Raw genomic sequence first — 23,477 nt, forward strand, 5'->3', positions numbered from 1 at the left:
TAGAGCACTTGGTTTGGGACCAAGGGGTCGCAGGTTCGAATCCTGTTTTCCCGATAGTAGAAGTCATCGCTGATCGGTGATGACTTTTTTACTATCAAATTAAAGATAACAATATCGGGAAGTAGCTCAGTTTGGTAGAGCACTACGTTCGGGACGTAGGGGTCGCAGGTTCAAATCCTGTTTTCCCGATAATGTGAAGAGGGTGGACTTTTAAGGTTCATCCTTTTTTTGTTATATTAAGTATTTTTTGCAATTTGTCATTGTCATCAAGTATAATAAAAGTCAATGTTAGTCAAATAATGGAGGCGATTCAATGCAAAATCGAAATATTTCAGATATTATTGAAAGCTACTTAAAAGAAATCCTTGCAGATTCAAAGCAAATTGAGATTAAGCGGTCTGAAATTGCAGAACAATTTGATGTTGTTCCCTCACAGATTAATTATGTGATTAAAACCCGATTTAATATCCAAAATGGATACCTTGTTGAAAGCAAACGAGGTGGGGGTGGGTATATCCGAATCGCTAAAGTTAATTTGATCAATAATGTAAATGTAATTGATGACTTGATCGATTACATTGGCGAGGACATTAATGCCCGTAAAGGCCTTCAAATCATTCAAAGTTTATATGAAGATAAAGTCTTGACTAAAAAAGAAGCAAATTTAATTTTGGCTGCAATCGACAGTAATACGCTTTCGTTTGCAGATAAAAAAATTGAAGATCAGGTTCGGGCACGGGTCTTGATCAGTATATTAAATCGATTAAGGTGTAAAGAATAGGAGGAGCTGATATAAATGGAAAACTACGACTTTACCGCAGCATCACAACGAGCATTGAAATACATCAGCTCATTAAACATTGGTGATCAAAAACGGCAATTAGGAACAGCTGATCTTCTTTGGGGATTAGCCAATTCAACTCCAAGTATTGCAGCCGTTGTTCTGTCTTCAGAGGGTTTATTGCCCAATGAGATCTTAAATGAGATGGAACGCATTGGTGATCACGAGAATGGTGGAAACATTGAGACTAAAGGCGGTTATACTCCAGGATTAAAGGCAACTTTTAAACTGGCAAAAAGAATTGCAGGATTGTTGAAATCTGATGAAATTGGGACCGAACATTTATTATTAGCACTCCTGGCAGCGCCGGATTCCCTTGCCGTTCGGATTTTGAAAAACTTGGATATTGACGTTGCAAATGTAAAACGAACAACGTTGCTCCAATTAGGATTTGCTCCGTCAGAATTGAGTCGAATCCGTAAAGAAGCGGAAAATCCGCGAAAGCAAAAATCATTGATCGAAGAGCTTGGACGAGACCTTACTAAAATGGCTCGGAACGGTGAGATCGATCCGATTTCAGGACGGGAAAAAGAAATTAATCGCGTAATTGAAATTTTAATGCGGCGGTCGAAAAACAATCCGGTCTTACTAGGAGAACCAGGTGTTGGGAAAACAGCGATTGCAGAAGGGCTTGCCCAACGAATTGCCGATGGCGAAGTTCCAACTGAATTAGCTGATAAGCGGATTGTTTCCCTTGATATGGGAACCTTAGTTGCAGGAACCAAATACCGGGGTGAATTTGAAGATCGTGTAAAGAAGATTCTTCGTGAAATCAAAGATGCTGGTGACATTATTTTGTTTGTCGATGAAATGCATACAATGGTTGGAGCAGGAGGCGCTGAAGGAGCAATTGATGCTTCGAACATTATGAAACCAGCGCTTGCACGGGGCGAAATTCAATTATTAGGGGCAACGACCCTTGACGAATACCACAAATATATTGAGAAGGATGCTGCATTGGAACGACGGTTTGCAACGGTTAAAGTTGAAGAACCTTCAAAGGATGAAGCCTTTGAAATTATTTCAAATTTACGGGCTGAATACGAAGAGTTCCACCATGTGTTGATTTCAGACGAAGTTATTCAGGCAGCAATCAACTTAAGCAAACGTTATATTCCAGATCGTTTCTTACCGGATAAAGCAATTGATGTTCTTGACGAAGCTGCTGTTCGGGCTCATCTGCGAGATAATCAAAATAATGAAAGTCAAATTGGCCAGTTACGGCTTCAGCAGAAGAAATTAAAACAGAAAATTGATTTTGATTTGACGACCCGTCATATGGATGATTTAGTGTCAGCCCAAAAGGAATATGAACACAATCAAAAGCAACTTAAACAGTATGAAGAACAAGCAAACGATGAAGATCGCCAAAAGGTTAAGGTTACCCCTGAAGATGTTGCAACGATCATTTCTGAATGGACAAACGTTCCGGTTACACAAATTTCAAAGACCGAAAGTGAACGCTTGTTAAATCTCGAAAAGACATTGCATCAACGGGTAATCGGTCAAAATGAAGCAATCAGTTCAATTGCAAAGGCAATTCGCCGGTCACGCAGTGGATTAGCGGATCCGCATCGTCCAATTGGATCATTTATGTTTTTGGGACCAACGGGGGTTGGAAAGACCGAATTAGCAAAGGCCCTCGCGGCTTCAGTCTTTGGTTCAGAAGATTCAATGATTCGAATCGACATGAGCGAATACATGGAAAAATTTGCATCGAGTCGGTTAGTTGGTGCTCCTCCGGGATATGTTGGTCATGATGAAGGCGGTCAGTTGACCGATAAGGTACGGGAAAATCCTTATTCAGTTGTTTTACTTGATGAAGTTGAAAAAGCCCATCCGGACATCTTTAATTTGCTTTTGCAGGTCTTAGATGATGGCTTTTTGACGGATTCAAAAGGACGGAAAATCGATTTTCGTAATACGATCATCATTATGACGTCGAACTTAGGAGCAACGGATCTGCGTGATGAAAAAGAGGTCGGGTTCGGAGCAGCTACTCCCGAAAACGAATACCGGGCAATGTCGCAAAAGATTCATCAACGGTTAAAGCGGACGTTCCGCCCAGAATTTTTAAACCGGATCGATGATATCTTAGTCTTCCATTCACTTTCGAAAGATGAGTTGCATCAAATTGTAAAATTGATGGCGCAAAAAGTAATTAAACGGGTTGCAGTTCAGGGGGTTAACTTAAAGATTACCTCTGCTGCGATCGATACGATTGCGAAGAAAGGCTACAACCCTGAATACGGGGCACGGCCATTGCGGCGAGCACTTCAAACCGAAGTTGAAGATCGGTTAAGTGAAGCATTGCTTTCAGGCGAACTGGACTTGGCTTCACAAGTAACGATTGGTTCGCAAAAAGGAAAGATCACATTAAAGGTAAAAAAATAAAGCGGTGATTACCGCTTTATTTTTTTGATTAATTTCTTATGACTTGGAAGAAAGAAATCCAAAATTGGAAGTGCTAAATAAGCATAAATCGTTAATTTAGGATTTAAGAGCGCTAAAGCAATCAAGCTTCCGTTTAAGATGAATAGCAAAATCGTTCGCAATCGCATTTGCCGGTCGGTATGGTCTTCAATGATTGCTGCCCGTTCGGCGGGTAAAGCAGAGGAAATATGAATTGAAAAAACGATATGGCGCAGCCAAGTTCGAACGAGTTGGGCAATTAAGTAAACAATTCCGTAATTTGCAACAGCCAAAACGCTTGGCTTTTCGATGATCCATGAAGTAAGAACTGGCAGCAAGGTTAAATCTGCCAGATACATCAGGTCAACGATAATCACTCGCTTGGGGGCCTGCTTAATGTTACTTAACAATAAGGTCAAGTGGTACCAGAAATTTCCAATGACAAAAAAGCTGATCAAAAAGATCGAAATCGACTTGATAAATGCAGGATACGCAGCCTGCGAATGCGGGGCTGGAATTTCTAACGCAAGAATTGTAATGATGATTGCAAATACCCCCTCATTAAAGGCTTTAAGATGTTCCATCATCTTTTCATGAGTTTGATCTTGAAGATGATCGATGTATGAGCGCACTTTCGCTTGATCGATTGTCTTTTTTTCCATGTTGTTCTCTCCCAAACTTAAATAATAATGTTTACTATATAACGCAAATGGCTGATTTTTAAAAGGATAAAGGTTGACGGACAGGTGAAATGTTAGTATACTATTAAAGTATAATTGTAGATCGAAAGTCCAGTGTGATATATTGTCCATACTGGTAGGTGAAACAAAAATAGTGTAGTTTGAAGTTTTCAACGAATCTGTTTTTGGTTTTTTTTTGCCAAAAAAACAGAAAATGAGCATTATTTTTGAATTTGTAAACAAATTGTAATATTAACGATTTACAAAATTTTTGGAGAGGTGAACAACTTGGCAGGACACTTAGTAAAATACGGTAAGCATCGTGTACGCAGAAGTTATTCTCGAATCAAAGAAGTGCTTGATTTACCAAACTTGATCGAGATTCAAACAGATTCCTACAACTGGTTCTTAGATGAAGGCCTTCGGGAAATGTTTGAAGATATTATGCCGATTGATGACTTTGCCGGTACATTATCTTTGGAATTTGTCGATTACCAATTATTAGAACCAAAGTATACCGTTGATGAAGCGCGTGAACATGATGCAAACTATTCTGCACCATTACACGTTACTTTACGGTTAACAAACCATGAAACCGGTGAAATTAAATCCCAAGACGTCTTCTTTGGCGACTTCCCGTTAATGACAAAACAAGGAACTTTCATTATTAATGGGGCAGAACGGGTTATTGTTTCACAACTTGTCCGTTCACCAGGGGTATATTACTCTTCAGAATTAGATAAGAACGGTCGCAACATTTATGGAACAACGGTTATTCCTAACCGGGGTGCTTGGTTAGAATATGAAACCGACTCAAAGAATGTTGCATATGTCCGGATCGACCGGACCCGGAAGATTCCAATGACTGAATTGATTCGGGCTTTGGGATACGGATCAGATTCAGAAATCATCGAAATGATGGGTGAAACTGATTCATTAATGCTGACCCTTGAAAAGGATGTTCACAAGAACACCGAAGATTCACGGGTCGAAGAATCATTAAAGGATATTTACGAACGGTTACGTCCAGGTGAACCAAAGACGGCTGATTCTTCAAGAAGCTTATTGACAGCTCGTTTCTTTGATCCAAAACGTTATGATTTAGCACCGGTTGGCCGTTACAAGATCAACAAGAAGTTGAGCTTAAAGACGCGGTTATTGAATACAACGGTTGCTGAAACATTGGCTGATCCTGATACAGGTGAAATCATTGTTAATAAAGGTGACGTAATTGATAAGAAGGTTATGGACAAACTTGCTCCATACTTAGACCGGGAAGACTTTAAGACGGTTACATACCAACCTTCAGAAGAAGGGGTCGTTCAAGATCCAATGACCCTTCAAGTAATCAAGGTCTACTCAGCTAATGACCCTGAAAAGGTTATTAACATGATTGGAAATGGCAACATCGACTTGAAGTACAAGCACATTACCCCAGCAGATATTATCGCTTCAATGAACTACTTCTTTAACTTACAAGAAGGCTTTGGTTCAACTGACGATATTGACCACTTGGGTAACCGGCGGATTCGTTCAGTTGGCGAATTGCTTCAAAATCAATTCCGGATTGGACTTGCACGGATGGAACGGGTTGTTCGTGAACGGATGTCAATCCAAGATACATCAACCGTTACGCCGCAACAATTGATCAACATTCGGCCAGTTGTTGCTTCGATTAAGGAATTCTTTGGTAGTTCACAACTTTCACAATTCATGGACCAAACAAACCCATTAGGTAGTTTGGAACACAAGCGGCGGTTATCAGCTTTAGGACCTGGTGGTTTGACACGTGACCGTGCCGGATATGAAGTTCGTGACGTTCACTATACTCACTATGGCCGGATGTGCCCAATTGAAACCCCTGAAGGACCAAACATCGGGTTGATCAACAACCTTTCATCATATGCACGGGTCAATAAGTATGGCTTTATTGAAACACCATACCGGCGCGTTTCATGGGAAACACACAAGGTTACAGATAAGATCGATTATTTAGCTGCCGATGAAGAAGATAACTACGTTGTTGCGCAAGCTAACTCACCATTAAATGACGATGGTTCATTTGTAGATGACGTTGTTATGGCACGGCACAAAGATGACAACATTGAAGTTTCAATCGATAAGGTTGACTACATGGATGTTTCACCTAAGCAAGTTGTTGCGGTTGCGACAGCATGTATTCCATTCTTGGAAAACGATGACTCAAACCGGGCCTTGATGGGGGCTAACATGCAACGGCAAGCTGTTCCGTTGATTCAACCACACGCTCCATTAGTTGGAACCGGGATCGAATACAAAGCTGCTCACGACTCAGGTGACGCTTTGATTTGTGAACATGATGGGGTTGTTGAATACGTTGATGCTTGTGAAGTTCGGGTTCGGCGTGAAGACGGAACGCTTGATACTTACAAGTTGATGAAGTTCCACCGTTCAAACAGTGGAAAGAACTACAACCAAACACCAATCGTCCGCGTTGGCGAACACGTTAAGGCTGACGAAGTATTGGCTGACGGTCCTGCAATGGAACAAGGTGAATTAGCCTTAGGTCAAAACCCATTGATTGCCTTCATGACATGGGACGGTTACAACTTCGAAGATGCGATTGCCATCAACGAACGGTTAGTTAAGGAAGATGTTTATACTTCAATTCACATTGAAGCTCATGAATCAGAAGCGCGGGATACGAAACTTGGACCGGAAGAAATTACCCGTGAAATTCCAAACGTCGGCGAAGACGCTTTGAAAGATTTGGATGAATTCGGAATCGTTCGGGTCGGTGCCGAAGTTCATGATGGTGATATCTTGGTTGGTAAGGTAACGCCAAAGGGAGTTACTGAATTATCAGCCGAAGAACGGTTATTACACGCAATCTTTGGCGAAAAAGCACGTGAAGTTCGGGATACCTCACTTCGGGTTCCTCACGGCGGTGGCGGAATCGTTCGTGAAGTTAAGGTTTACACCCGTGAAGCTGGCGATGAATTAGCACCTGGAGTTAACCAAATGGTTCGGGTATTCATTGCTCAAAAGCGGAAATTACAAGTTGGGGATAAGATGGCTGGTCGTCACGGTAATAAAGGGACGGTTTCAGTTGTTATTCCAGAAGAAGATATGCCATTCATGCCTGATGGAACTCCAATTGACATTATGTTGTCACCAATGGGTGTGCCATCACGGATGAACATCGGACAGGTTCTTGACTTGCACTTGGGAATGGCTGCACGGAAGTTAGGAATTCATGTTGCAACGCCTGTTTTCGATGGTGCGCGTGATGAAGATATTTGGGATGCCTTTAAGGAAGCCGGTTTACCAGGCGACGGAAAGAGTATCCTGTATGATGGCCGGACAGGTGAACCATTCGACAACCGGATTGCCGTTGGGGTCATGTACTACATGAAACTGGCACACATGGTTGACGATAAGATTCACTCACGTTCAATCGGACCTTACTCATTAGTTACCCAACAACCACTTGGTGGGAAAGCTCAATTTGGGGGCCAGCGTTTCGGTGAAATGGAAGTTTGGGCCTTGGAAGCTTACGGTGCTGCTTACACATTGCAAGAAATCTTAACATATAAGTCAGACGACGTTGTTGGTCGTGTTAAGACATATGAAGCAATTGTTAAGGGTGAACCAATCCCACAACCAGGTGTTCCAGAATCATTCCGTGTTCTTGTTAAGGAACTTCAAGCTTTAGGCCTTGATATGAAGGTTCTTGATGCAGATAAGAACGAAATTGAATTGCGTGACATTGATGACGATGACGACAGCGTAATTAATGTTGATGCGGTTGCAAAGCTTAAAGAAAAAGAAGAAAACAAACAAGCTCAAGACGTAATGAAGCAGGAAGAAGATCGGAATCCTGACGAACGGAAAGACGATAATAAGTAATTATTTGTTAGTAAAAACTGAAAGAAAAAAATGAAAGGGAGGTCGGTCCTTTGATCGATGTCAATAAATTCGATAGTATGCAAATTGGATTAGCTTCATCAGACAAGATTCGGAGCTGGTCATATGGTGAAGTTAAGAAGCCGGAAACAATCAACTATCGTACATTGAAGCCTGAAAAAGACGGTCTTTTTGATGAACGGATTTTCGGACCTACAAAAGACTGGGAATGTGCCTGCGGAAAGTACAAGCGGATTCGTTACAAAGGCGTAGTTTGCGACCGTTGTGGCGTTGAAGTTACACAAGCAAAGGTTCGGCGTGAACGGATGGGTCACATCGAATTAGCTGCTCCTGTAACTCACATATGGTACTTCAAAGGAATTCCAAGTCGGATGGGCTTAGTCTTAGACATGAGTCCACGTGCTTTGGAAGAAATCATCTACTTTGCATCATATGTTGTTACTGACCCAGGTGAAACTCCACTTGAAAAGAAGCAACTTTTGACCGAAGCAGAGTACCGTGAAAAAGTAGACGAATACGGAAAAGACGCATTCAAGGCCGGAATGGGTGCTGAAGCTATCCGGACCTTATTGCGGGATGTTGATCTTCAAAAAGAATGCGACGAATTAAAGGAAGAATTGCGTGACGCAACTGGCCAAAAGCGGACCCGTGCTGTTCGGCGGTTGGATATCTTGGAAGCATTCCTTGACTCAGGAAATGAGCCTGAATGGATGGTTATGGATGCAATCCCAGTTATCCCGCCTGATTTACGGCCAATGGTTCAACTTGAAGGTGGTCGGTTTGCAACGTCTGACTTGAACGATTTGTATCGCCGGGTTATCAACCGGAATAACCGGTTAAAGCGGTTATTGGACTTAAATGCTCCTGGAATCATTGTTCAAAACGAAAAGCGGATGTTACAAGAAGCCGTTGATGCTTTGATCGATAATGGTCGGCGTGGCCGTCCAGTTACTGGACCAGGAAACCGTCCGTTGAAGTCCCTTTCACACATGTTAAAGGGTAAGCAAGGTCGGTTCCGTCAGAACTTACTTGGGAAACGGGTTGACTATTCTGGTCGTTCAGTTATTGATGTTGGGCCAAAATTGAAGTTGACTCAAATGGGTATTCCGCACGAAATGGCTTTGGAATTGTTCAAACCATTTATGATGCGTGAACTTGTTAAACGTGATATGGCATCAAATATCAAGAACGCTAAGCGGAAGATCGACCGCCGCGATGAAGATATTTGGGATGTCTTAGATGACGTTATTAAGGGCCACCCAGTATTGCTTAACCGGGCCCCTACACTTCACCGTTTAGGGATTCAAGCCTTCGAACCAGTTTTGGTTGACGGAAAAGCAATGCGGTTACACCCATTAGCATGTGAAGCTTATAACGCCGATTTTGATGGGGACCAGATGGCGATCCACGTTCCATTATCTGATGAAGCCCAAGCTGAAGCACGGTTGCTGATGCTTGCTGCTCACCACATTTTGGCACCAAAAGATGGAAAGCCGATCATCTCACCATCACAGGATATGACTATCGGGAACTACTACATTACCCTTGAAGAAAAAGATCGTGAAGGCGAAGGCATGATCTTTAAGGATGTTAACGAAGCGCGGACAGCATACCAAAACAACTATGTTCACTTGCATACACGGATTGGTTTGCAAACATCATCATTAGCTGCAAAGGGTAAGCCATTTACTGATTGGCAAAAGGAACGGATTTTGGTAACGACTGTCGGAAAGGCAATCTTTAACGAAATCTTGCCAGATGACTTTGTATACTTGAATGAACCAACACAAGAAAACTTACAAGGTCATATTCCAGACAAGTATTTCTTGGAACCAGGTGAAGATATTCACGAATTCTTGAAGAAACAAGATTTGATCGGACCGTTCAAGTCAGGTTTCTTATCAGATATCATTGCCCAAGTTTACAAGGAATACAAAGTAACAGCAGCCTCAGAATTGCTTGACCGGATGAAGGATCTTGGCTACTTCGAATCAACGAAGTCAGGATTAACGGTTGGGATTGCTGACGTTACTGTTTTGAAAGAAAAGCCAGAAATTATTGCTGAAGCACGGAAGAACGTTGAAGTTGTTAAGAAACAATTCCGGCGTGGTTTGATCACTGAAGATGAACGTTATAACCGGGTCATTGCAATTTGGAATAAGGCTAAGGATGACATCCAAATGAAGTTGGTTGAAAACATGGATCCATCAAACCCAATCCAAATGATGAGTGATTCAGGTGCGCGTGGTAACATTTCAAACTTTACGCAGTTATCAGGGATGCGTGGTTTGATGGCTGCTCCAAACGGTAAGACCATGGAATTGCCAGTTATCTCAAACTTCCGTGAAGGGCTTTCTGTTTTGGAAATGTTCATTTCTTCACACGGTGCTCGTAAAGGAATGACAGATACGGCTTTGAAGACTGCGAACTCAGGATACTTGACCCGGCGTTTGGTTGACGTTGCCCAAGATGTCATTGTTCGTGAAGAAGATTGTGGCACTGACCGTGGATTAGACGTTTACGCTATCAAGGAAGGTAACGAAATGATCGAACCATTGTACGACCGGATCTTAGGCCGGTACACAATGAAGACGGTCAAGAACCCTGAAACTGGTGAAGTAATTGTTCCAGCAAACACATTGGTTGATGAAGAAATGGCTCAAAAGGTCGTTGATGCAGGTGTTGAAAAGGTAACGATCCGGTCAGCATTTACATGCAACACTCGTCACGGGGTATGTGTTCGCTGCTATGGCCGGAACTTGGCAACCGGTGATGAGGTTGAAGTTGGGGAAGCAGTCGGAACGGTTGCTGCTCAATCAATCGGTGAACCAGGTACGCAATTGACAATGCGGAACTTCCACCAAGGTGGGGTTGCTGGCGACGGTGATATTACTCAAGGGCTTCCTCGTGTTCAAGAATTGTTTGAAGCACGGAATCCTAAAGGACGCGCAATCATCAGTGAAGTTACTGGGGTTGTTGATACGGTTGAAGAAAACCCAGCTGAAAGAACGAAGGTTGTTACGGTTGCGGGTGAAACTGATACCCGGACATATGATTTGCCATTTACTTCAGTATTGAAGGTTAAGGAAGGCGACTCAGTCCACCGTGGTGATCCGTTGACAGTTGGTTCAATCGATCCAAAGGAATTGATCAAGGTTCGCGACGTCTTATCAACTGAAAACTACATCTTACACGAAATCCAAAAGGTTTACCGGATGCAAGGGGTAGATATTTCAGATAAGCACGTTGAAATCATGACCCGGCAAATGCTTCAAAAAGTTCGCATCATGGATCCTGGTGACACATCAATGCTTCCAGGAACATTAATGGATACAAGCGAATTTATGGATCGCAACGTTGAAACCCTTGTAAAGGGTGGAATTCCTGCAACATCACGGCCAGTTCTTCTCGGAATCACAAAGGCTGCTTTGGAAACAAACAGTTTCTTATCAGCTGCATCATTCCAAGAAACAACTCGGGTATTGACGGACGCAGCAATTCGCGGCAAGAACGACCCATTAATCGGTTTGAAAGAAAATGTTATTATTGGGAAGACAATTCCAGCTGGTACCGGAATGAAGAAGTACCACGATATTCAGCCTGAAGAAACTGGACTTGCAACCGACAATGTCTACTCAATTTCAGATGTTGCTAAGCAAATCGGGGTTGAAGAAAGTACAAAGTTGCCAGACCAAAAATAATGAATAATTTAAAATGGTAATCTCGTTGGAGATTACCATTTTTTTATTTAGTAAGACTGATCAGGTTGTTAAATGCAAAAGTAAAGTTACAATGATTCCAATTAAAAGCCATGGAATAAAAGGAAGCGTGGTTTGATTTGAAAACTTCAATGTAATGAAGGCACCGCAAGAAGCAATTAAAATGATCACCGCAAGGGTAATTGGTGGAAATAAAATTCCAAATAAACTTATCAGACAGGTATCAGCCCATCCAAAGTAATTGTTAAGCGATAAAATTGCGAGACTTCCACTGATGATGATCCAGAACTCGATTTGAATTAACGGAATATTGAAAATTCGATTGCCAAAGATTAAGAGAACACTGCATGTACCACCAAGCAAAAGTTTAAGCGAGACCGTCTGGGTGAAGAAATCTTCAAGTGCTAAAATTAAAAGCCAAGTTAATAAGAAACCAAATTGAATTGCAGCTAAGCCGGAAAAGGTTGAAAATAAGTAAATGAAGAATCCCCCGCCGAGAAATTCACCGATGGGGTAAGCAACCGTGATTGGGAAATGGCAATTAACACACTTTCCGCCCTGAAGTAGATATCCAAAAATTGGAATCAACTGCCACCATTTAAGTCGCTGATGGCAATGATCACAAATCGACCAGCTGCAGTTTTGAATTTGCTCAACATACCGCCGTGCTTGGCACATTCCAAATGAAACACATGCGGTTCCGAGAATAAAAAAGATAATTAACATAAAGTCCCTCCTAAAGATAATTACGAAATTTAAAATTATTTTTGAAATTGAATTGACATCAAAAATGCTCTGTGATAAATTAAAAAAGGTGCTTTATGAGAACTGTTTAGCACAGTAATATCTCACACCGAGTTTTTTTATAATTAAAAAAGAAACTCCTGGGTGTGTGTACTAGAAAAATGACAATTAAGGAAGGAGGAAGCTTTAGATGCCTACAATTAACCAATTAGTTCGTAAAGGTCGTAAGTCTAAAGGTTCAAAATCTAATTCCCCAGCTTTAAACTTTGGGTACAACAGTTACAAAAAAGTTCAAACAAACACTCCAGCTCCACAAAAGCGTGGGGTTGCAACTCGTGTTGGTACAATGACACCAAAGAAGCCTAACTCAGCTTTGCGGAAGTACGCTCGTGTACGTTTGTCAAACTTGATCGAAGTTACAGCTTACATTCCAGGTATTGGTCATAACTTGCAAGAACACAGTGTTGTTTTAATTCGTGGTGGCCGTGTAAAAGACTTGCCTGGTGTTCGTTACCATGTTATTCGTGGTGCTTTGGATACAGCTGGTGTTGAAGGCCGGATGCAAAGCCGTTCAAAATATGGTGCAAAGAAGCCTAAGAAGAAATAATCAATACTTATTTTAGGAGGTAGAGCATATGCCAAGAAAAGGTCCTGCAGCAAAACGCGAAGTACCTGAAGATCCAATTTATCATTCACAATTGGTTACAAGTTTAATTAACCACCTTATGTTAGATGGTAAGCGTGGTACAGCTTCAAAGATTTTATACGAAGCATTTGATATGATCAAAGAAAAGACTGGCAAGGATCCATTGGAAGTCTTTGAACAAGCAATGGAAAACGTTATGCCTGTTTTGGAAGTTAAGGCCCGCCGGATTGGTGGTTCTAACTACCAAGTTCCGATCGAAGTACGTCCAGACCGTCGTCGTACATTAGGTTTACGTTGGATCGTAAACTACGCTCGTCTTCGTGGTGAACACACAATGTCTGAACGTTTAGCAAAAGAAATTATGGATGCAGCTAACAATACTGGTGCTTCTGTTAAGAAACGTGAAGATACACACAAGATGGCTGATGCAAACCGTGCATTCGCACACTATCGTTGGTAATATTTTGTGGAATGGCTGTTATAGATTCTTTTATCCTATAATAGTCATTTTTTTGAAAATTCGATTGATTTAATAATTGGAAGGAGAGAATAATTCCATGGCTAATAAACGTGAATTCCCTTTGGAAAAAACACGTAATATCGGGATCGTAGCTCACATCGATGCTGGTAAAACAACTACAACAGAACGTATTCTTTACTATACAGGTAAAATTCACAAAATTGGTGAAACACACGATGGTGCTTCACAAATGGACTGGATGGAACAAGAACAAGAACGTGGGATCACAATCACATCAGCTGCTACAACAGCTCAATGGAAAGATCACCGAATTAACATTATTGATACCCCAGGGCACGTTGACTTCACAATCGAAGTTGAACGTTCACTTCGTGTTTTAGATGGGGCCGTTGTTGTTTTGGATGCCCAATCAGGGGTAGAACCACAAACTGAAAACGTATGGCGTCAAGCAAGTACATACGGGGTTCCACGGATCGTCTTTGTTAACAAGATGGATAAGATCGGTGCTAACTTTGATTACTCAGTTGATACGATCCGGGATCGTCTTCAAGCAAACCCATTGCCAGTTCAAATGCCAATCGGTGCTGAAGATGAATTCGAAGGGGTTATCGACTTAATCGAAATGAAGGCTGACCTTTATGACGAAGATAAGTTAGGTTCAAAGTGGGATACAGTTGATATTCCAGAAGAATACCGTGAAGAAGCTGAAAAGCGTCGTGAAGAAATGATTGAACAAATCGCCGATGTTGACGATGAAATCATGGAAAAATACCTTGGCGGTGAAGAAATTTCAAACGATGAACTTCGGGCAGCAATTCGTCGCGGAACATTAACATTAGACCTCTTCCCAGTATTTGCTGGTTCAGCATTCAAGAACAAAGGTGTTCAAATGATGCTTGATGGGGTTAACGACTACTTGCCATCACCATTAGATGTTAAGCCATATACAGCTACAGATCCTGACACAGGTGAAGAAGTTGACTTAATTGCTGATGACTCAAAGCCATTTGCCGGTTTAGCATTTAAGATCGCAACAGACCCATTCGTTGGTCGTTTAACATACTTACGGGTTTACACAGGTACTTTGGAAGCTGGTTCATACGTATTGAACGCTACAAAGGGCAAGCGTGAACGTGTTGGTCGTTTGTTGCAAATGCACTCAAACCACCGGAAAGAAATCCCAGAGGTATTCTCAGGTGATATTGCAGCCGCAATCGGTTTGAAGGATACAACAACTGGGGATTCATTAACAGACCCAGATCACCCATTGATTCTTGAATCAATGGAATTCCCAGATCCAGTTATCCAAGTTTCAGTTGAACCGAAGTCAAAAGCTGACCAAGATAAGATGGATGTTGCTTTACAAAAGCTTGCTGAAGAAGACCCATCATTCAAGGCTGAAACAAATCAAGAAACTGGTGAAACATTGATCGCCGGGATGGGTGAATTGCACTTGGATATCATTGTTGACCGGATGAAGCGTGAATTCCACGTTGAAGCTAAAGTTGGTGAACCACAAGTTGCTTATCGTGAAACATTTACAAAGCAAGTATCTGCTCAAGGTAAATTCGTTCGTCAATCAGGTGGTAAAGGTCAATATGGTGATGTTTGGATCGAATTCACACCAAACGAAGAAGGTAAAGGCTTCGAATTCGAAGATGCTATCGTTGGTGGGGTTGTTCCTCGTGAATACATTCCTTCAGTTGAACAAGGTTTGAAGGAAGCCATGCAAAACGGTGTCTTGGCTGGTTATCCATTGATCGACGTTAAGGCTAAGTTATATGATGGTAGTTACCACGAAGTCGACTCAAGTGAAGCAGCCTTCAAAGTTGCTGCATCATTAGCTTTGAAGAATGCTGCAGCTAAAGCTGGCGCAGTTATCCTTGAACCAATCATGAAAGTTGAAATCGTATGTCCTGAAGACAACTTAGGTGATGTTATGGGACACGTTACAGCTCGTCGTGGTCGGGTTGACGGAATGGAAGCCCGTGGCGGTTCACAAGTTGTTAATGCTTATGTACCATTGGCTGAAATGTTTGGTTACGCAACAACATTGCGTTCAGCAACTCAAGGTCGTGGGACATTCACAATGACAATGGATCACTACGAACCAGTTCCGAAGTCAATTCAAGAAGAAATTATTAAGAAGAACGGCGGTAACGCTGGTTAATAATTAAATGATAAAAAGTCATGCGAGAGCATGGCTTTTTATTTTTGCCTTATAATGGGTAAAATAATTCTTATAGTAGGCTTGAAATCAGAAAAGTCCTTGCTTTTTCGTATTTATTGTAATAAACTATTAAAGTACTTGCGATTTCGTAAGTATTTTGTTCTGTGTTTATAAATAAGCTAAGATGTGAAAGGTTGCGACACACCCGGCCGCTTTGCCACGAGTGAATCGGTAATTTTCACGGAGCTAGTCTTATTTTAAAAATAGACGAAGGAGGGAACATCATGGCAAAACAAAAAATTCGTATTCGTTTAAAAGCATACGAACATCGTATTTTAGATCAATCTGCTGATAAGATTGTTGAAACAGCAAAGAGAACAGGTGCTCAAATTTCAGGCCCAATTCCTTTGCCAACAGAACGGACATTATATACAGTTATCCGTTCACCACACAAAGATAAGGATTCTCGTGAACAATTCGAAATGCGCACACACAAGCGTTTAATCGACATTGTAAATCCTACACCAAAGACAGTTGATTCATTGATGAAACTTGATTTACCATCAGGTGTAGATATCGAAATCAAATTATAATTCTAAATTAATTAAATTGGAGGTGTACTCATGACCACAAAAGGAATCTTAGGAAAAAAGGTAGGTATGACACAAGTCTTTACTGAAGATGGTGAGTTAGTACCTGTAACAGTTGTTGAAGTTGGCTCAAACGTTGTTATGCAAGTTAAGACAATGGAAAATGACGGTTACGAAGCTATTCAATTAGGTTTTGATGACCAACGTGAAGTTAAGACTAACAAACCTGCTAAAGGTCATGCAGCAAAAGCTAAAACTGCTCCTAAGCGCTTCGTTCGTGAAATTCGCGGTGTAGAGCTTGGAGAATATAACGTTGGTGACGAAATCAAAGCTGATATTTTCGAAGCTGGCGAATTTGTAGATGTAACAGGTACTTCAAAGGGACACGGTTTCCAAGGTAACATCAAGCGTTGGGGCCAAAGTCGTGGACCAATGGCACACGGTTCTCGTTATCACCGTCGTCCAGGTTCAATGGGTTCAATCATTAACCGTGTATTCCCTGGCAAGGTATTACCTGGTCGCATGGGTGGCAAACGAGTTACAATCCAAAACTTGGAAATCGTTAAGGCTGATACAGAAAATGGCGTACTTTTAATCAAGGGTAACATTCCAGGCGCAAACAAGTCATTTGTTACTATTAAAAGTACAGTGAAATAATTAGATGAAGGGAGGAAACTTACATGCCAAAGGTTACATTATTCAACCAAGACGGTAGCAAAAACGGTGAAGTTTCATTAAACGACACAGTTTTTGGTATCGAACCAAACGACAGCGTAATTTTTGATGCAGTATTGATGCAACGTGCTTCAATGCGTCAAGGGACACACGCTGTAAAGAACAGAAGTGCCGTACGTGGCGGTGGTAAGAAGCCATGGCGTCAAAAGGGTACAGGTCGTGCTCGTCAAGGTTCAATCCGTTCACCACAATGGGTAGGCGGTGGTACCGTATTCGGACCAACACCTCGTTCATATGCTTACAAGCTTCCACGCAAAGTTCGTCGCTTAGCTATTAAGTCAGTACTTTCACAAAAAGTATTAGATGAAGGCTTAGTTGTTGTTAACGAATTAAAATTCGAACAACCAAGAACAAAAGCATTTGCAGAAGTTTTAAGCAACTTAGATGTTAATTCAAAGGTATTAGTAGTTCTTGAAGATGACAATGCAAACGCTGCTTTAGCTGCTCGGAACTTAAAGAATGTTACTGTTATCCCAGCTAAAGGTTTGAACGTCTTAGATGTTATCAACAACGATAAGATGGTCATCACTAAAGGAGCTCTTTCTCAAGTAGAGGAGGTTCTTGCATAATGGAGTCACGCAATGTAATTTTACGTCCAGTTATCACAGAAGCTTCAATGGCTAATATGGACGATAAACGCTATACATTTGATGTTGATACACGTGCTACAAAGACACAAGTCAAGAGTGCGGTTGAAGACATCTTTGATGTTAAGGTTGCTAAGGTTAACATTATGAATGTTAAGGGTAAAAAGAAGCGCATGGGTCGTTATGAAGGCTACACAAAGAAGCGCCGGAAAGCAATCGTTACATTAACATCAGATTCAAAAGAAATTAAATTATTCGACGAAGAATAATAATATTAAGTAATAGGAGGAAAACACAGTGGGGATCAAGAAATATAAACCAACTTCTAACGGTCGCCGGAATATGACTGGTTCAGACTTTGCTGAAATTACAAAGACAACACCAGAAAAGTCATTACTTGTTTCAAAGAGCAAGACAGCTGGCCGGAACTCATATGGTCACATTACAGTTCGTCACCGTGGTGGCGGTCATAAACGCAAGTACCGTGTGATTGATTTCAAGCGGAACAAAGATAATGTTCCTGCAACAGTAAAAGCAATTGAATATGATCCAAACCGTTCAGCAAACATTGCATTGTTAGTTTATGCTGATGGTACAAAATCATATATCCTTGCTCCTAAAGGTCTTGAAGTAGGCCAAAAAGTTCAATCAGGTAAGGATGCAGATATTAAGGTTGGTAACGCACTTCCATTGGAAAACATTCCTGTTGGTACAGTTATCCACAATATCGAATTAAAACCAGGTAAGGGTGGACAATTAGTTCGTTCAGCTGGTACATCAGCACAATTACTTGGTAAGGAAGGCAAGTATGCCATTGTTCGTTTGACATCCGGCGAAACACGGATGATCTTAATTTCATGCCGGGCAACAATCGGTGCCGTAGGTAACGAACAACACGAATTGATCAATATTGGTAAAGCCGGACGTTCACGTTGGATGGGCAAGCGGCCACAATCACGTGGTTCTGTAATGAACCCTAACGATCACCCTCATGGTGGTGGTGAAGGTAAGGCTCCAGTTGGTCGTCCATCACCATTATCACCATGGGGTAAGAAGACAACTGGTCTTAAGACTCGTTCAAAGAAGGCAAAATCAAACAAATTTATCGTTCGTTCACGTCATAAGAAATAATTGCCTGTAAGGTGATTATCCGAAAGGAGGACAAACATTGAGTCGGAGTTTGAAAAAAGGACCTTTCGTCGATGAACATTTGATGAAAAAGGTTGAAGCACAAGCTGATCAAGATAAAAAATCAGTAATTAAGACATGGTCACGCCGTTCAACAATCTTCCCTAGCTTTATCGGCTACACGATTGCTGTGTATGATGGCCGCAAGCACGTGCCAGTTTACATTCAAGAAGACATGGTTGGACACAAATTAGGTGAATTTGTTCCAACACGGACATTCCATGGTCACGGCGGAGACGACAAGAAGACAGGCGTAAGATAATAAGGGAGGATAAAGCATGGCTGAACAAGTTACATCAGCAAAGGCAACCGCTCGTATGGTCCGTATCCCTGCACGTAAAGCACGTCTTGTGATCGACCTTATCCGTGGCAAAAAAGTTGCTGACGCATTAGGCATCTTGAAATTTACACCAAGAAAAGGTGCTTACTTAATTGAAAAAGTTCTTAATTCTGCAATTGCAAATGCAGAAAACAATTTTGATTTAGATGTTGAAGATTTATATGTAAGCGAAGCTTATGTTAACGAAGGACCAACTTTGAAACGGTTCCGTCCTCGTGCTAAAGGTTCTGCTTCTCCAATCAACAAACGTACAAGCCACATTACAATTGTGGTATCTGCTAAATAAGGAGGGATAACGCGTGGGTCAAAAAGTTAATCCAACCGGATTACGTGTCGGTATCATTCGTGACTGGGATGCAAAATGGTACGCTGAAAAAGATTTTGCAACAGATTTACACGAAGACTTACGAATCCGTAAATTCATCGAAAATAAATTAGCCAACGCTTCTGTCTCAACTATTGAAATTGAACGTGCTGCAAAGCGTGTTAACATTTCAATTCATACTGCTAAACCAGGAATGGTTATCGGTAAAGGTGGATCAGAAGTTGAAAAGTTACGTCAAGAATTAAACAAGTTAACTGGTAAACGCGTACACATTAACATTGTTGAAATCAAGAAACCAGACTTAGATGCTAAGTTAGTTGGCGAAAACATTGCACAACAATTGGAAAACCGGATTGCATTCCGGCGTGCAATGAAGCAAGCAATGCAACGTACAATGCGTGCAGGTGCAAAGGGTATCAAAGTTCAAGTTGCAGGTCGTTTAAACGGGGCAGATATGTCACGGGTTGAACACTTCTCAGACGGAACAGTTCCTTTGCATACATTACGCGCTGACATTGACTATGCATGGGTAGAAGCTTCTACAACATACGGTCAATTAGGTGTTAAGGTATGGATTTACCGTGGTGAAGTATTACCAACAAAGAAAAACAACAGCAAAGGAGGGAAATAATCTATGTTAGTACCAAAACGTGTAAAGCACCGTCGTGAATTCCGTGGTCACATGCGTGGCGAAGCTAAGGGTGGCAAGACAGTTACATTTGGTGAATTTGGTTTACAAGCAACTGAATCACACTGGATCACAAACCGTCAAATCGAAGCTGCTCGTATTGCGATGACTCGTTATATGAAGCGTGGCGGAAAAGTTTGGATTAAGATTTTCCCTCACAAATCATATACTGCTAAAGCTATTGGTGTTCGTATGGGTTCTGGGAAAGGTACACCAGAAGGTTGGGTAGCTCCAGTAAAGCGCGGCAAGGTTATGTTTGAAATTGCCGGCGTTCCTGAAGAAGTTGCTCGTGAAGCTTTCCGTTTAGCTTCCCACAAGCTCCCAGTGAAGACTAAGTTTGTAAAACGTGAGGAAGTAGGTGGCGAATCAAATGAAGGCTAAAGAAATTAATGAATTAACCACTGCTGAAATGCTTGAAAAAGAAAAGCAATATAAAGAAGAATTATTTAACTTACGCTTCCAATTAGCTACCGGTCAATTGGAAAATACTGCTCGGTTAAAAGCAGTTCGTAAGAACATTGCACGTATTAAAACTGCATTACGTCAAGCAGAATTAAACAAATAAGAATACGAAAAGGAGGCTAATTTCGTATGAGTGAAACTCGTAATCACCGTAAAGTTTATCAAGGACGCGTTGTCTCAGATAAAATGGATAAAACAATCACGGTTGCTGTTGAAACTTATGTTAACCACAAGGTTTACGGTAAGCGTGTTAAATACACAAAGAAATTCAAAGCTCACGACGAAAACAACGAAGCAAAAGTTGGCGATATCGTAAAGATTATGGAAACACGTCCATTGTCAGCTACAAAACGTTTCCGTTTATTAGAAATTGTTGAAAAAGCAGTTATTCTTTAATGAATAACCCAAAGAACTAATTCGTATTCTACTAATTATCTAATAGCGAAAGGAGGACACTTACTGTGATCCAACAAGAAAGTCGTTTAAAAGTCGCTGATAACTCAGGAGCACGTGAACTCTTAGTAATCAAGATCTTAGGTGGTTCTCGTGTTAAGACTGCTAACATCGGTGACATCATTGTTGCTACTGTTAAACAAGCAACACCAGGTGGCGTTGTCAAAAAAGGCGATGTTGTAAAAGCTGTTGTTGTTCGTACAAAGTCTGGCGTACACCGTGCTGATGGCTCATACATCAAATTTGATGAAAATGCTGCAGTAATCATTAGTGATGATAAGTCACCTAAAGGTACACGTATTTTCGGACCAATCGCCCGTGAATTACGTGATGGAAACTTCATGAAGATCGTTTCCTTAGCACCTGAAGTATTATAATGAACCATTAGTTGATAAGGAGGTGCACAAGCAATATGTTCATCAAAAAGAATGATAAAGTTAAAGTAATCGCCGGTAAAGATAAAGGCAAAGAAGGTACAGTTGAAAAAGTATTTCCTTCAAAAGAACGTGTAATCGTTAAAGGCGTAAACATCGTTAAGAAGCACCAAAAACCAACTAACGCAAATCCAAATGGTGGAATTGTTGAAGTTGAAGCACCGATTCATGTTTCTAACGTTATGCTTATCGATCCTTCAAACAATGAACCAACACGGGTTGGCTTCAAGATTGAAGATGGCAAGAAAGTACGTGTTTCTAAAAAGACAGGTAAAACATTGTAATAAAGGAAGGAGGATACTTTCTTCATGGAAAATCGCTTAAAAGAAAAGTATGATAAAGAAATCGTTCCATCAATGATGGAAAAATTTAATTATACATCAGTAATGCAAGCACCAAAGATTGATAAAATCGTTATCAACATGGGTGTTGGTGATGCTGTAAGTAACGCTAAAAACTTAGACGAAGCAGTTGAAGAATTAACTTTGATTGCTGGTCAAAAACCAGTTATCACACGTGCTAAGAAATCAATCGCTGGTTTCCGTTTACGTGAAGGTAACGCAATTGGTTGCAAAGTTACATTACGTGGTCAACGGATGTACGAATTCTTAGACAAGTTGATCTCAGTTTCATTACCACGTGTTCGTGACTTCCATGGAATCAGCAAACGTGCGTTTGATGGTCGTGGGAACTATACACTTGGAATCAAGGAACAATTGATCTTCCCAGAAATTGACTTCGATAACGTTAACAAGGTTCGTGGAATGGACATTGTAATCGTAACAACTGCTAACACAGACGAAGAATCAAAAGAATTATTAACTCAATTAGGAATGCCATTCGCTAAGTAGTAAGGGGGTTTCACATTGGCTAAAAAGTCACAAATTGCAAAGAATAAACGTGCTGCTAAGTTCTCAACACAAGAATATACTCGTTGCGAACGTTGTGGTCGTCCACATTCTGTATATCGTAAATTTAAGTTATGTCGTATCTGCCTTCGTGAACTTGCTCATAAGGGTCAAATCCCTGGCATGAAAAAGGCTAGCTGGTAATCCATAATAAAGTAAGTAAGGAGGCAAAATAATATGGCAATGACTGATCCAATTGCAGACTTCTTAACACGCATTCGCAATGCTAACATGGCAAAGCACGAATCATTAGAAGTACCTGCATCAAAAATTAAGCGGAGTATTGCTGAAATTCTTAAGAACGAAGGTTTCATTCGCGATTATGAATTTATCGAAGATAACAAACAAGGCATTATCCGTGTATTCTTGAAATATGGTAAAAATGGTGAACGCGTAATCTCAGGGATTCGTCGGATCTCAAAACCTGGTTTACGTTCATATGTTAAAGCTGATGCTGTGCCAAAGGTTCTTAACGGCTTAGGAATCGCTATTTTGTCAACATCTGAAGGTGTTATGACAGATAAAGATGCCCGTGCTAAGAAAATCGGTGGCGAAGTAATCGCTTATATCTGGTAATATTTTAAAGAGTAAGGAGGTGTCTGGCTCGTGAGTCGTATTGGATATAAAGTTGTTGAATTACCTGCAGGCGTTGAAGTAAAACAAGACGGTAACATGGTTACTGTTAAGGGCCCAAAGGGTGAATTAACACGTGAATTTTCTGATAAAATTTCAATGAAGATTGAAGGAACAACTGTTTCTTTTGACCGTTCATCAGATGATAACAAGACAAAAGCACTTCACGGAACAACACGTGCAAACTTCAATAACATGGTTGTTGGGGTTACAGAAGGCTTCAAGAAGGAACTTGAACTTCGCGGGGTTGGTTACCGTGCACAAATGAAGGGTAACACACTTGTATTGAGTGTTGGTTACTCACACCCTGTTGAATTTGAACAAACAGATGATGTTAAGTTTGAAACTCCTTCAGCAACATCAATCGTTGTTTCAGGAATCAACAAGGAAGTTGTTGGTGACATGGCTGCACGGATCCGTGCTGTCCGTGCTCCAGAACCTTACAAAGGTAAAGGTATTCGTTATGTTGGCGAATATGTACGCCGTAAGGAAGGTAAGACTGGTAAATAATGCAGCATAGGCTGTTAAATAAAAT

General features: G+C 41.1%; 26 protein-coding genes and 1 tRNA gene. 25 read left to right on the forward strand and 2 right to left on the reverse strand.

Annotated features, from left to right (window positions below; all coding sequences use genetic code 11):
- The first annotated feature begins 115 nt into the window (after window positions 1–115).
- The 3 genes from FC33_RS00205 (at window position 116) to FC33_RS00215 (ending at window position 3,235) form a co-directional block, all read left to right on the forward strand.
- A tRNA-Pro gene (locus tag FC33_RS00205) sits at window positions 116–189 on the forward strand.
- A 124-nt stretch (window positions 190–313) separates the two neighbouring features.
- Entirely contained in the window at window positions 314–781 is a 468-nt protein-coding gene (locus tag FC33_RS00210; protein ID WP_057826618.1) for a CtsR family transcriptional regulator, read from the forward strand.
- Between the two features lie 15 nt (window positions 782–796).
- On the forward strand, window positions 797–3,235 hold the full coding sequence (locus FC33_RS00215) for an ATP-dependent Clp protease ATP-binding subunit (RefSeq protein WP_057826619.1): 2,439 nt from the start codon (window positions 797–799) through the stop codon (window positions 3,233–3,235).
- 8 nt (window positions 3,236–3,243) lie between these two features.
- On the opposite strand, the gene FC33_RS00220 is transcribed toward FC33_RS00215, so the two are convergent.
- A complete protein-coding gene (locus FC33_RS00220) occupies window positions 3,244–3,915 on the reverse strand; it encodes a TMEM175 family protein (RefSeq protein WP_057826620.1) in 672 nt (223 codons plus the stop codon).
- Window positions 3,916–4,212: 297 nt separating this feature from the next.
- Here FC33_RS00220 and rpoB point away from each other — a divergent pair, with 297 nt between their 5' ends.
- Together rpoB and rpoC are read left to right on the forward strand one after the other, a co-directional pair.
- On the forward strand, window positions 4,213–7,821 hold the full coding sequence (rpoB, locus tag FC33_RS00225) for a DNA-directed RNA polymerase subunit beta (RefSeq protein WP_086427370.1): 3,609 nt from the start codon (window positions 4,213–4,215) through the stop codon (window positions 7,819–7,821).
- Between the two features lie 50 nt (window positions 7,822–7,871).
- Window positions 7,872–11,540: a DNA-directed RNA polymerase subunit beta' gene (gene rpoC, locus FC33_RS00230; RefSeq protein ID WP_057826622.1), complete on the forward strand. Its 3,669-nt coding sequence runs from the start codon at window positions 7,872–7,874 to the stop codon at window positions 11,538–11,540.
- 60 nt (window positions 11,541–11,600) lie between these two features.
- Here the strand turns inward: rpoC and FC33_RS00235 are convergent, their stop codons facing one another.
- Window positions 11,601–12,284 carry a prepilin peptidase gene (locus FC33_RS00235; protein ID WP_057826623.1) on the reverse strand — a complete coding sequence of 228 codons (684 nt, stop codon included), beginning with the start codon at window positions 12,282–12,284 and terminating at the stop codon, window positions 11,601–11,603.
- A 208-nt stretch (window positions 12,285–12,492) separates the two neighbouring features.
- Between FC33_RS00235 and rpsL the strand changes: the two genes are divergently transcribed.
- From rpsL to rplF, 20 genes are all read left to right on the forward strand, one after another.
- Window positions 12,493–12,909 carry a 30S ribosomal protein S12 gene (gene rpsL / locus FC33_RS00240; RefSeq protein WP_057826624.1) on the forward strand — a complete coding sequence of 139 codons (417 nt, stop codon included), beginning with the start codon at window positions 12,493–12,495 and terminating at the stop codon, window positions 12,907–12,909.
- Between the two features lie 28 nt (window positions 12,910–12,937).
- Window positions 12,938–13,408: a 30S ribosomal protein S7 gene (gene rpsG, locus FC33_RS00245; RefSeq protein ID WP_057826625.1), complete on the forward strand. Its 471-nt coding sequence runs from the start codon at window positions 12,938–12,940 to the stop codon at window positions 13,406–13,408.
- Between the two features lie 97 nt (window positions 13,409–13,505).
- Window positions 13,506–15,599, forward strand: a complete 2,094-nt coding sequence (gene fusA / locus FC33_RS00250; RefSeq protein ID WP_057826626.1) for an elongation factor G — start codon at window positions 13,506–13,508, stop codon at window positions 15,597–15,599.
- Between the two features lie 284 nt (window positions 15,600–15,883).
- Window positions 15,884–16,192: a 30S ribosomal protein S10 gene (gene rpsJ, locus FC33_RS00255; RefSeq protein ID WP_057826627.1), complete on the forward strand. Its 309-nt coding sequence runs from the start codon at window positions 15,884–15,886 to the stop codon at window positions 16,190–16,192.
- A 30-nt stretch (window positions 16,193–16,222) separates the two neighbouring features.
- On the forward strand, window positions 16,223–16,846 hold the full coding sequence (rplC, locus tag FC33_RS00260) for a 50S ribosomal protein L3 (protein ID WP_057826628.1): 624 nt from the start codon (window positions 16,223–16,225) through the stop codon (window positions 16,844–16,846).
- A gap of 23 nt (window positions 16,847–16,869) precedes the next feature.
- Window positions 16,870–17,493 (forward strand): 50S ribosomal protein L4, encoded by a 624-nt coding sequence (gene rplD / locus FC33_RS00265; protein ID WP_057826629.1) that lies wholly within the window; start codon window positions 16,870–16,872, stop codon window positions 17,491–17,493.
- Window positions 17,493–17,780, forward strand: coding sequence for a 50S ribosomal protein L23 (rplW, locus tag FC33_RS00270; protein WP_057826630.1), 288 nt, complete (start codon window positions 17,493–17,495; stop codon window positions 17,778–17,780). The genes rplD and rplW overlap by 1 nt, the downstream gene beginning before the upstream one ends.
- Window positions 17,781–17,808: 28 nt before the next feature.
- Window positions 17,809–18,642 carry a 50S ribosomal protein L2 gene (gene rplB, locus FC33_RS00275; protein ID WP_057826631.1) on the forward strand — a complete coding sequence of 278 codons (834 nt, stop codon included), beginning with the start codon at window positions 17,809–17,811 and terminating at the stop codon, window positions 18,640–18,642.
- A gap of 37 nt (window positions 18,643–18,679) precedes the next feature.
- Entirely contained in the window at window positions 18,680–18,961 is a 282-nt protein-coding gene (gene rpsS / locus FC33_RS00280; protein WP_057826632.1) for a 30S ribosomal protein S19, read from the forward strand.
- Window positions 18,962–18,977: 16 nt separating this feature from the next.
- Window positions 18,978–19,325: a 50S ribosomal protein L22 gene (gene rplV / locus FC33_RS00285; RefSeq protein ID WP_057826633.1), complete on the forward strand. Its 348-nt coding sequence runs from the start codon at window positions 18,978–18,980 to the stop codon at window positions 19,323–19,325.
- A 13-nt stretch (window positions 19,326–19,338) separates the two neighbouring features.
- The gene (gene rpsC, locus FC33_RS00290; protein WP_057826634.1) at window positions 19,339–19,995 is read left to right on the forward strand and encodes a 30S ribosomal protein S3; all 657 of its coding nucleotides are present in this window, start codon (window positions 19,339–19,341) and stop codon (window positions 19,993–19,995) included.
- Between the two features lie 3 nt (window positions 19,996–19,998).
- A complete protein-coding gene (rplP, locus tag FC33_RS00295; RefSeq protein WP_057826635.1) occupies window positions 19,999–20,433 on the forward strand; it encodes a 50S ribosomal protein L16 in 435 nt (144 codons plus the stop codon).
- Entirely contained in the window at window positions 20,423–20,617 is a 195-nt protein-coding gene (gene rpmC / locus FC33_RS00300; protein WP_057826636.1) for a 50S ribosomal protein L29, read from the forward strand. Before rplP ends, rpmC begins: the two co-directional genes overlap by 11 nt.
- Before the next feature lie 26 nt (window positions 20,618–20,643).
- On the forward strand, window positions 20,644–20,910 hold the full coding sequence (rpsQ, locus tag FC33_RS00305) for a 30S ribosomal protein S17 (RefSeq protein WP_057826637.1): 267 nt from the start codon (window positions 20,644–20,646) through the stop codon (window positions 20,908–20,910).
- 65 nt (window positions 20,911–20,975) lie between these two features.
- Window positions 20,976–21,344, forward strand: coding sequence for a 50S ribosomal protein L14 (gene rplN, locus FC33_RS00310; RefSeq protein WP_057826638.1), 369 nt, complete (start codon window positions 20,976–20,978; stop codon window positions 21,342–21,344).
- A gap of 35 nt (window positions 21,345–21,379) precedes the next feature.
- Window positions 21,380–21,685 carry a 50S ribosomal protein L24 gene (gene rplX / locus FC33_RS00315; RefSeq protein ID WP_057826639.1) on the forward strand — a complete coding sequence of 102 codons (306 nt, stop codon included), beginning with the start codon at window positions 21,380–21,382 and terminating at the stop codon, window positions 21,683–21,685.
- 24 nt (window positions 21,686–21,709) lie between these two features.
- Window positions 21,710–22,252: a 50S ribosomal protein L5 gene (gene rplE, locus FC33_RS00320; protein WP_057826640.1), complete on the forward strand. Its 543-nt coding sequence runs from the start codon at window positions 21,710–21,712 to the stop codon at window positions 22,250–22,252.
- 15 nt (window positions 22,253–22,267) lie between these two features.
- Window positions 22,268–22,453 (forward strand): type Z 30S ribosomal protein S14, encoded by a 186-nt coding sequence (locus tag FC33_RS08120; RefSeq protein ID WP_081035599.1) that lies wholly within the window; start codon window positions 22,268–22,270, stop codon window positions 22,451–22,453.
- Between the two features lie 33 nt (window positions 22,454–22,486).
- Window positions 22,487–22,885 (forward strand): 30S ribosomal protein S8, encoded by a 399-nt coding sequence (rpsH, locus tag FC33_RS00325; protein ID WP_057826641.1) that lies wholly within the window; start codon window positions 22,487–22,489, stop codon window positions 22,883–22,885.
- Window positions 22,886–22,915: 30 nt separating this feature from the next.
- Window positions 22,916–23,452 (forward strand): 50S ribosomal protein L6, encoded by a 537-nt coding sequence (gene rplF, locus FC33_RS00330; RefSeq protein WP_057826642.1) that lies wholly within the window; start codon window positions 22,916–22,918, stop codon window positions 23,450–23,452.
- Window positions 23,453–23,477 lie beyond the last annotated feature (25 nt).

The organism is Ligilactobacillus aviarius subsp. aviarius DSM 20655, from assembly GCF_001436315.1.
In the GTDB taxonomy this organism is placed as follows: Bacteria; Bacillota; Bacilli; order Lactobacillales; family Lactobacillaceae; genus Ligilactobacillus; species Ligilactobacillus aviarius.

Coding starts and splice junctions, on each gene's coding strand:
- FC33_RS00210 (WP_057826618.1), top strand. CDS start 314: ATGCAAAATCGAAATATTTCAGATATTATTGAAAGCTACTTAAAAGAA.
- FC33_RS00215 (WP_057826619.1), top strand. CDS start 797: ATGGAAAACTACGACTTTACCGCAGCATCACAACGAGCATTGAAATAC.
- FC33_RS00220 (WP_057826620.1), bottom strand. CDS start 3,915: ATGGAAAAAAAGACAATCGATCAAGCGAAAGTGCGCTCATACATCGAT.
- FC33_RS00235 (WP_057826623.1), bottom strand. CDS start 12,284: ATGTTAATTATCTTTTTTATTCTCGGAACCGCATGTGTTTCATTTGGA.
- rpsL (WP_057826624.1), top strand. CDS start 12,493: ATGCCTACAATTAACCAATTAGTTCGTAAAGGTCGTAAGTCTAAAGGT.
- rpsG (WP_057826625.1), top strand. CDS start 12,938: ATGCCAAGAAAAGGTCCTGCAGCAAAACGCGAAGTACCTGAAGATCCA.
- fusA (WP_057826626.1), top strand. CDS start 13,506: ATGGCTAATAAACGTGAATTCCCTTTGGAAAAAACACGTAATATCGGG.
- rpsJ (WP_057826627.1), top strand. CDS start 15,884: ATGGCAAAACAAAAAATTCGTATTCGTTTAAAAGCATACGAACATCGT.
- rplC (WP_057826628.1), top strand. CDS start 16,223: ATGACCACAAAAGGAATCTTAGGAAAAAAGGTAGGTATGACACAAGTC.
- rplD (WP_057826629.1), top strand. CDS start 16,870: ATGCCAAAGGTTACATTATTCAACCAAGACGGTAGCAAAAACGGTGAA.
- rplW (WP_057826630.1), top strand. CDS start 17,493: ATGGAGTCACGCAATGTAATTTTACGTCCAGTTATCACAGAAGCTTCA.
- rplV (WP_057826633.1), top strand. CDS start 18,978: ATGGCTGAACAAGTTACATCAGCAAAGGCAACCGCTCGTATGGTCCGT.
- rplP (WP_057826635.1), top strand. CDS start 19,999: ATGTTAGTACCAAAACGTGTAAAGCACCGTCGTGAATTCCGTGGTCAC.
- rpmC (WP_057826636.1), top strand. CDS start 20,423: ATGAAGGCTAAAGAAATTAATGAATTAACCACTGCTGAAATGCTTGAA.
- rpsQ (WP_057826637.1), top strand. CDS start 20,644: ATGAGTGAAACTCGTAATCACCGTAAAGTTTATCAAGGACGCGTTGTC.
- rplX (WP_057826639.1), top strand. CDS start 21,380: ATGTTCATCAAAAAGAATGATAAAGTTAAAGTAATCGCCGGTAAAGAT.
- rplE (WP_057826640.1), top strand. CDS start 21,710: ATGGAAAATCGCTTAAAAGAAAAGTATGATAAAGAAATCGTTCCATCA.
- rpsH (WP_057826641.1), top strand. CDS start 22,487: ATGGCAATGACTGATCCAATTGCAGACTTCTTAACACGCATTCGCAAT.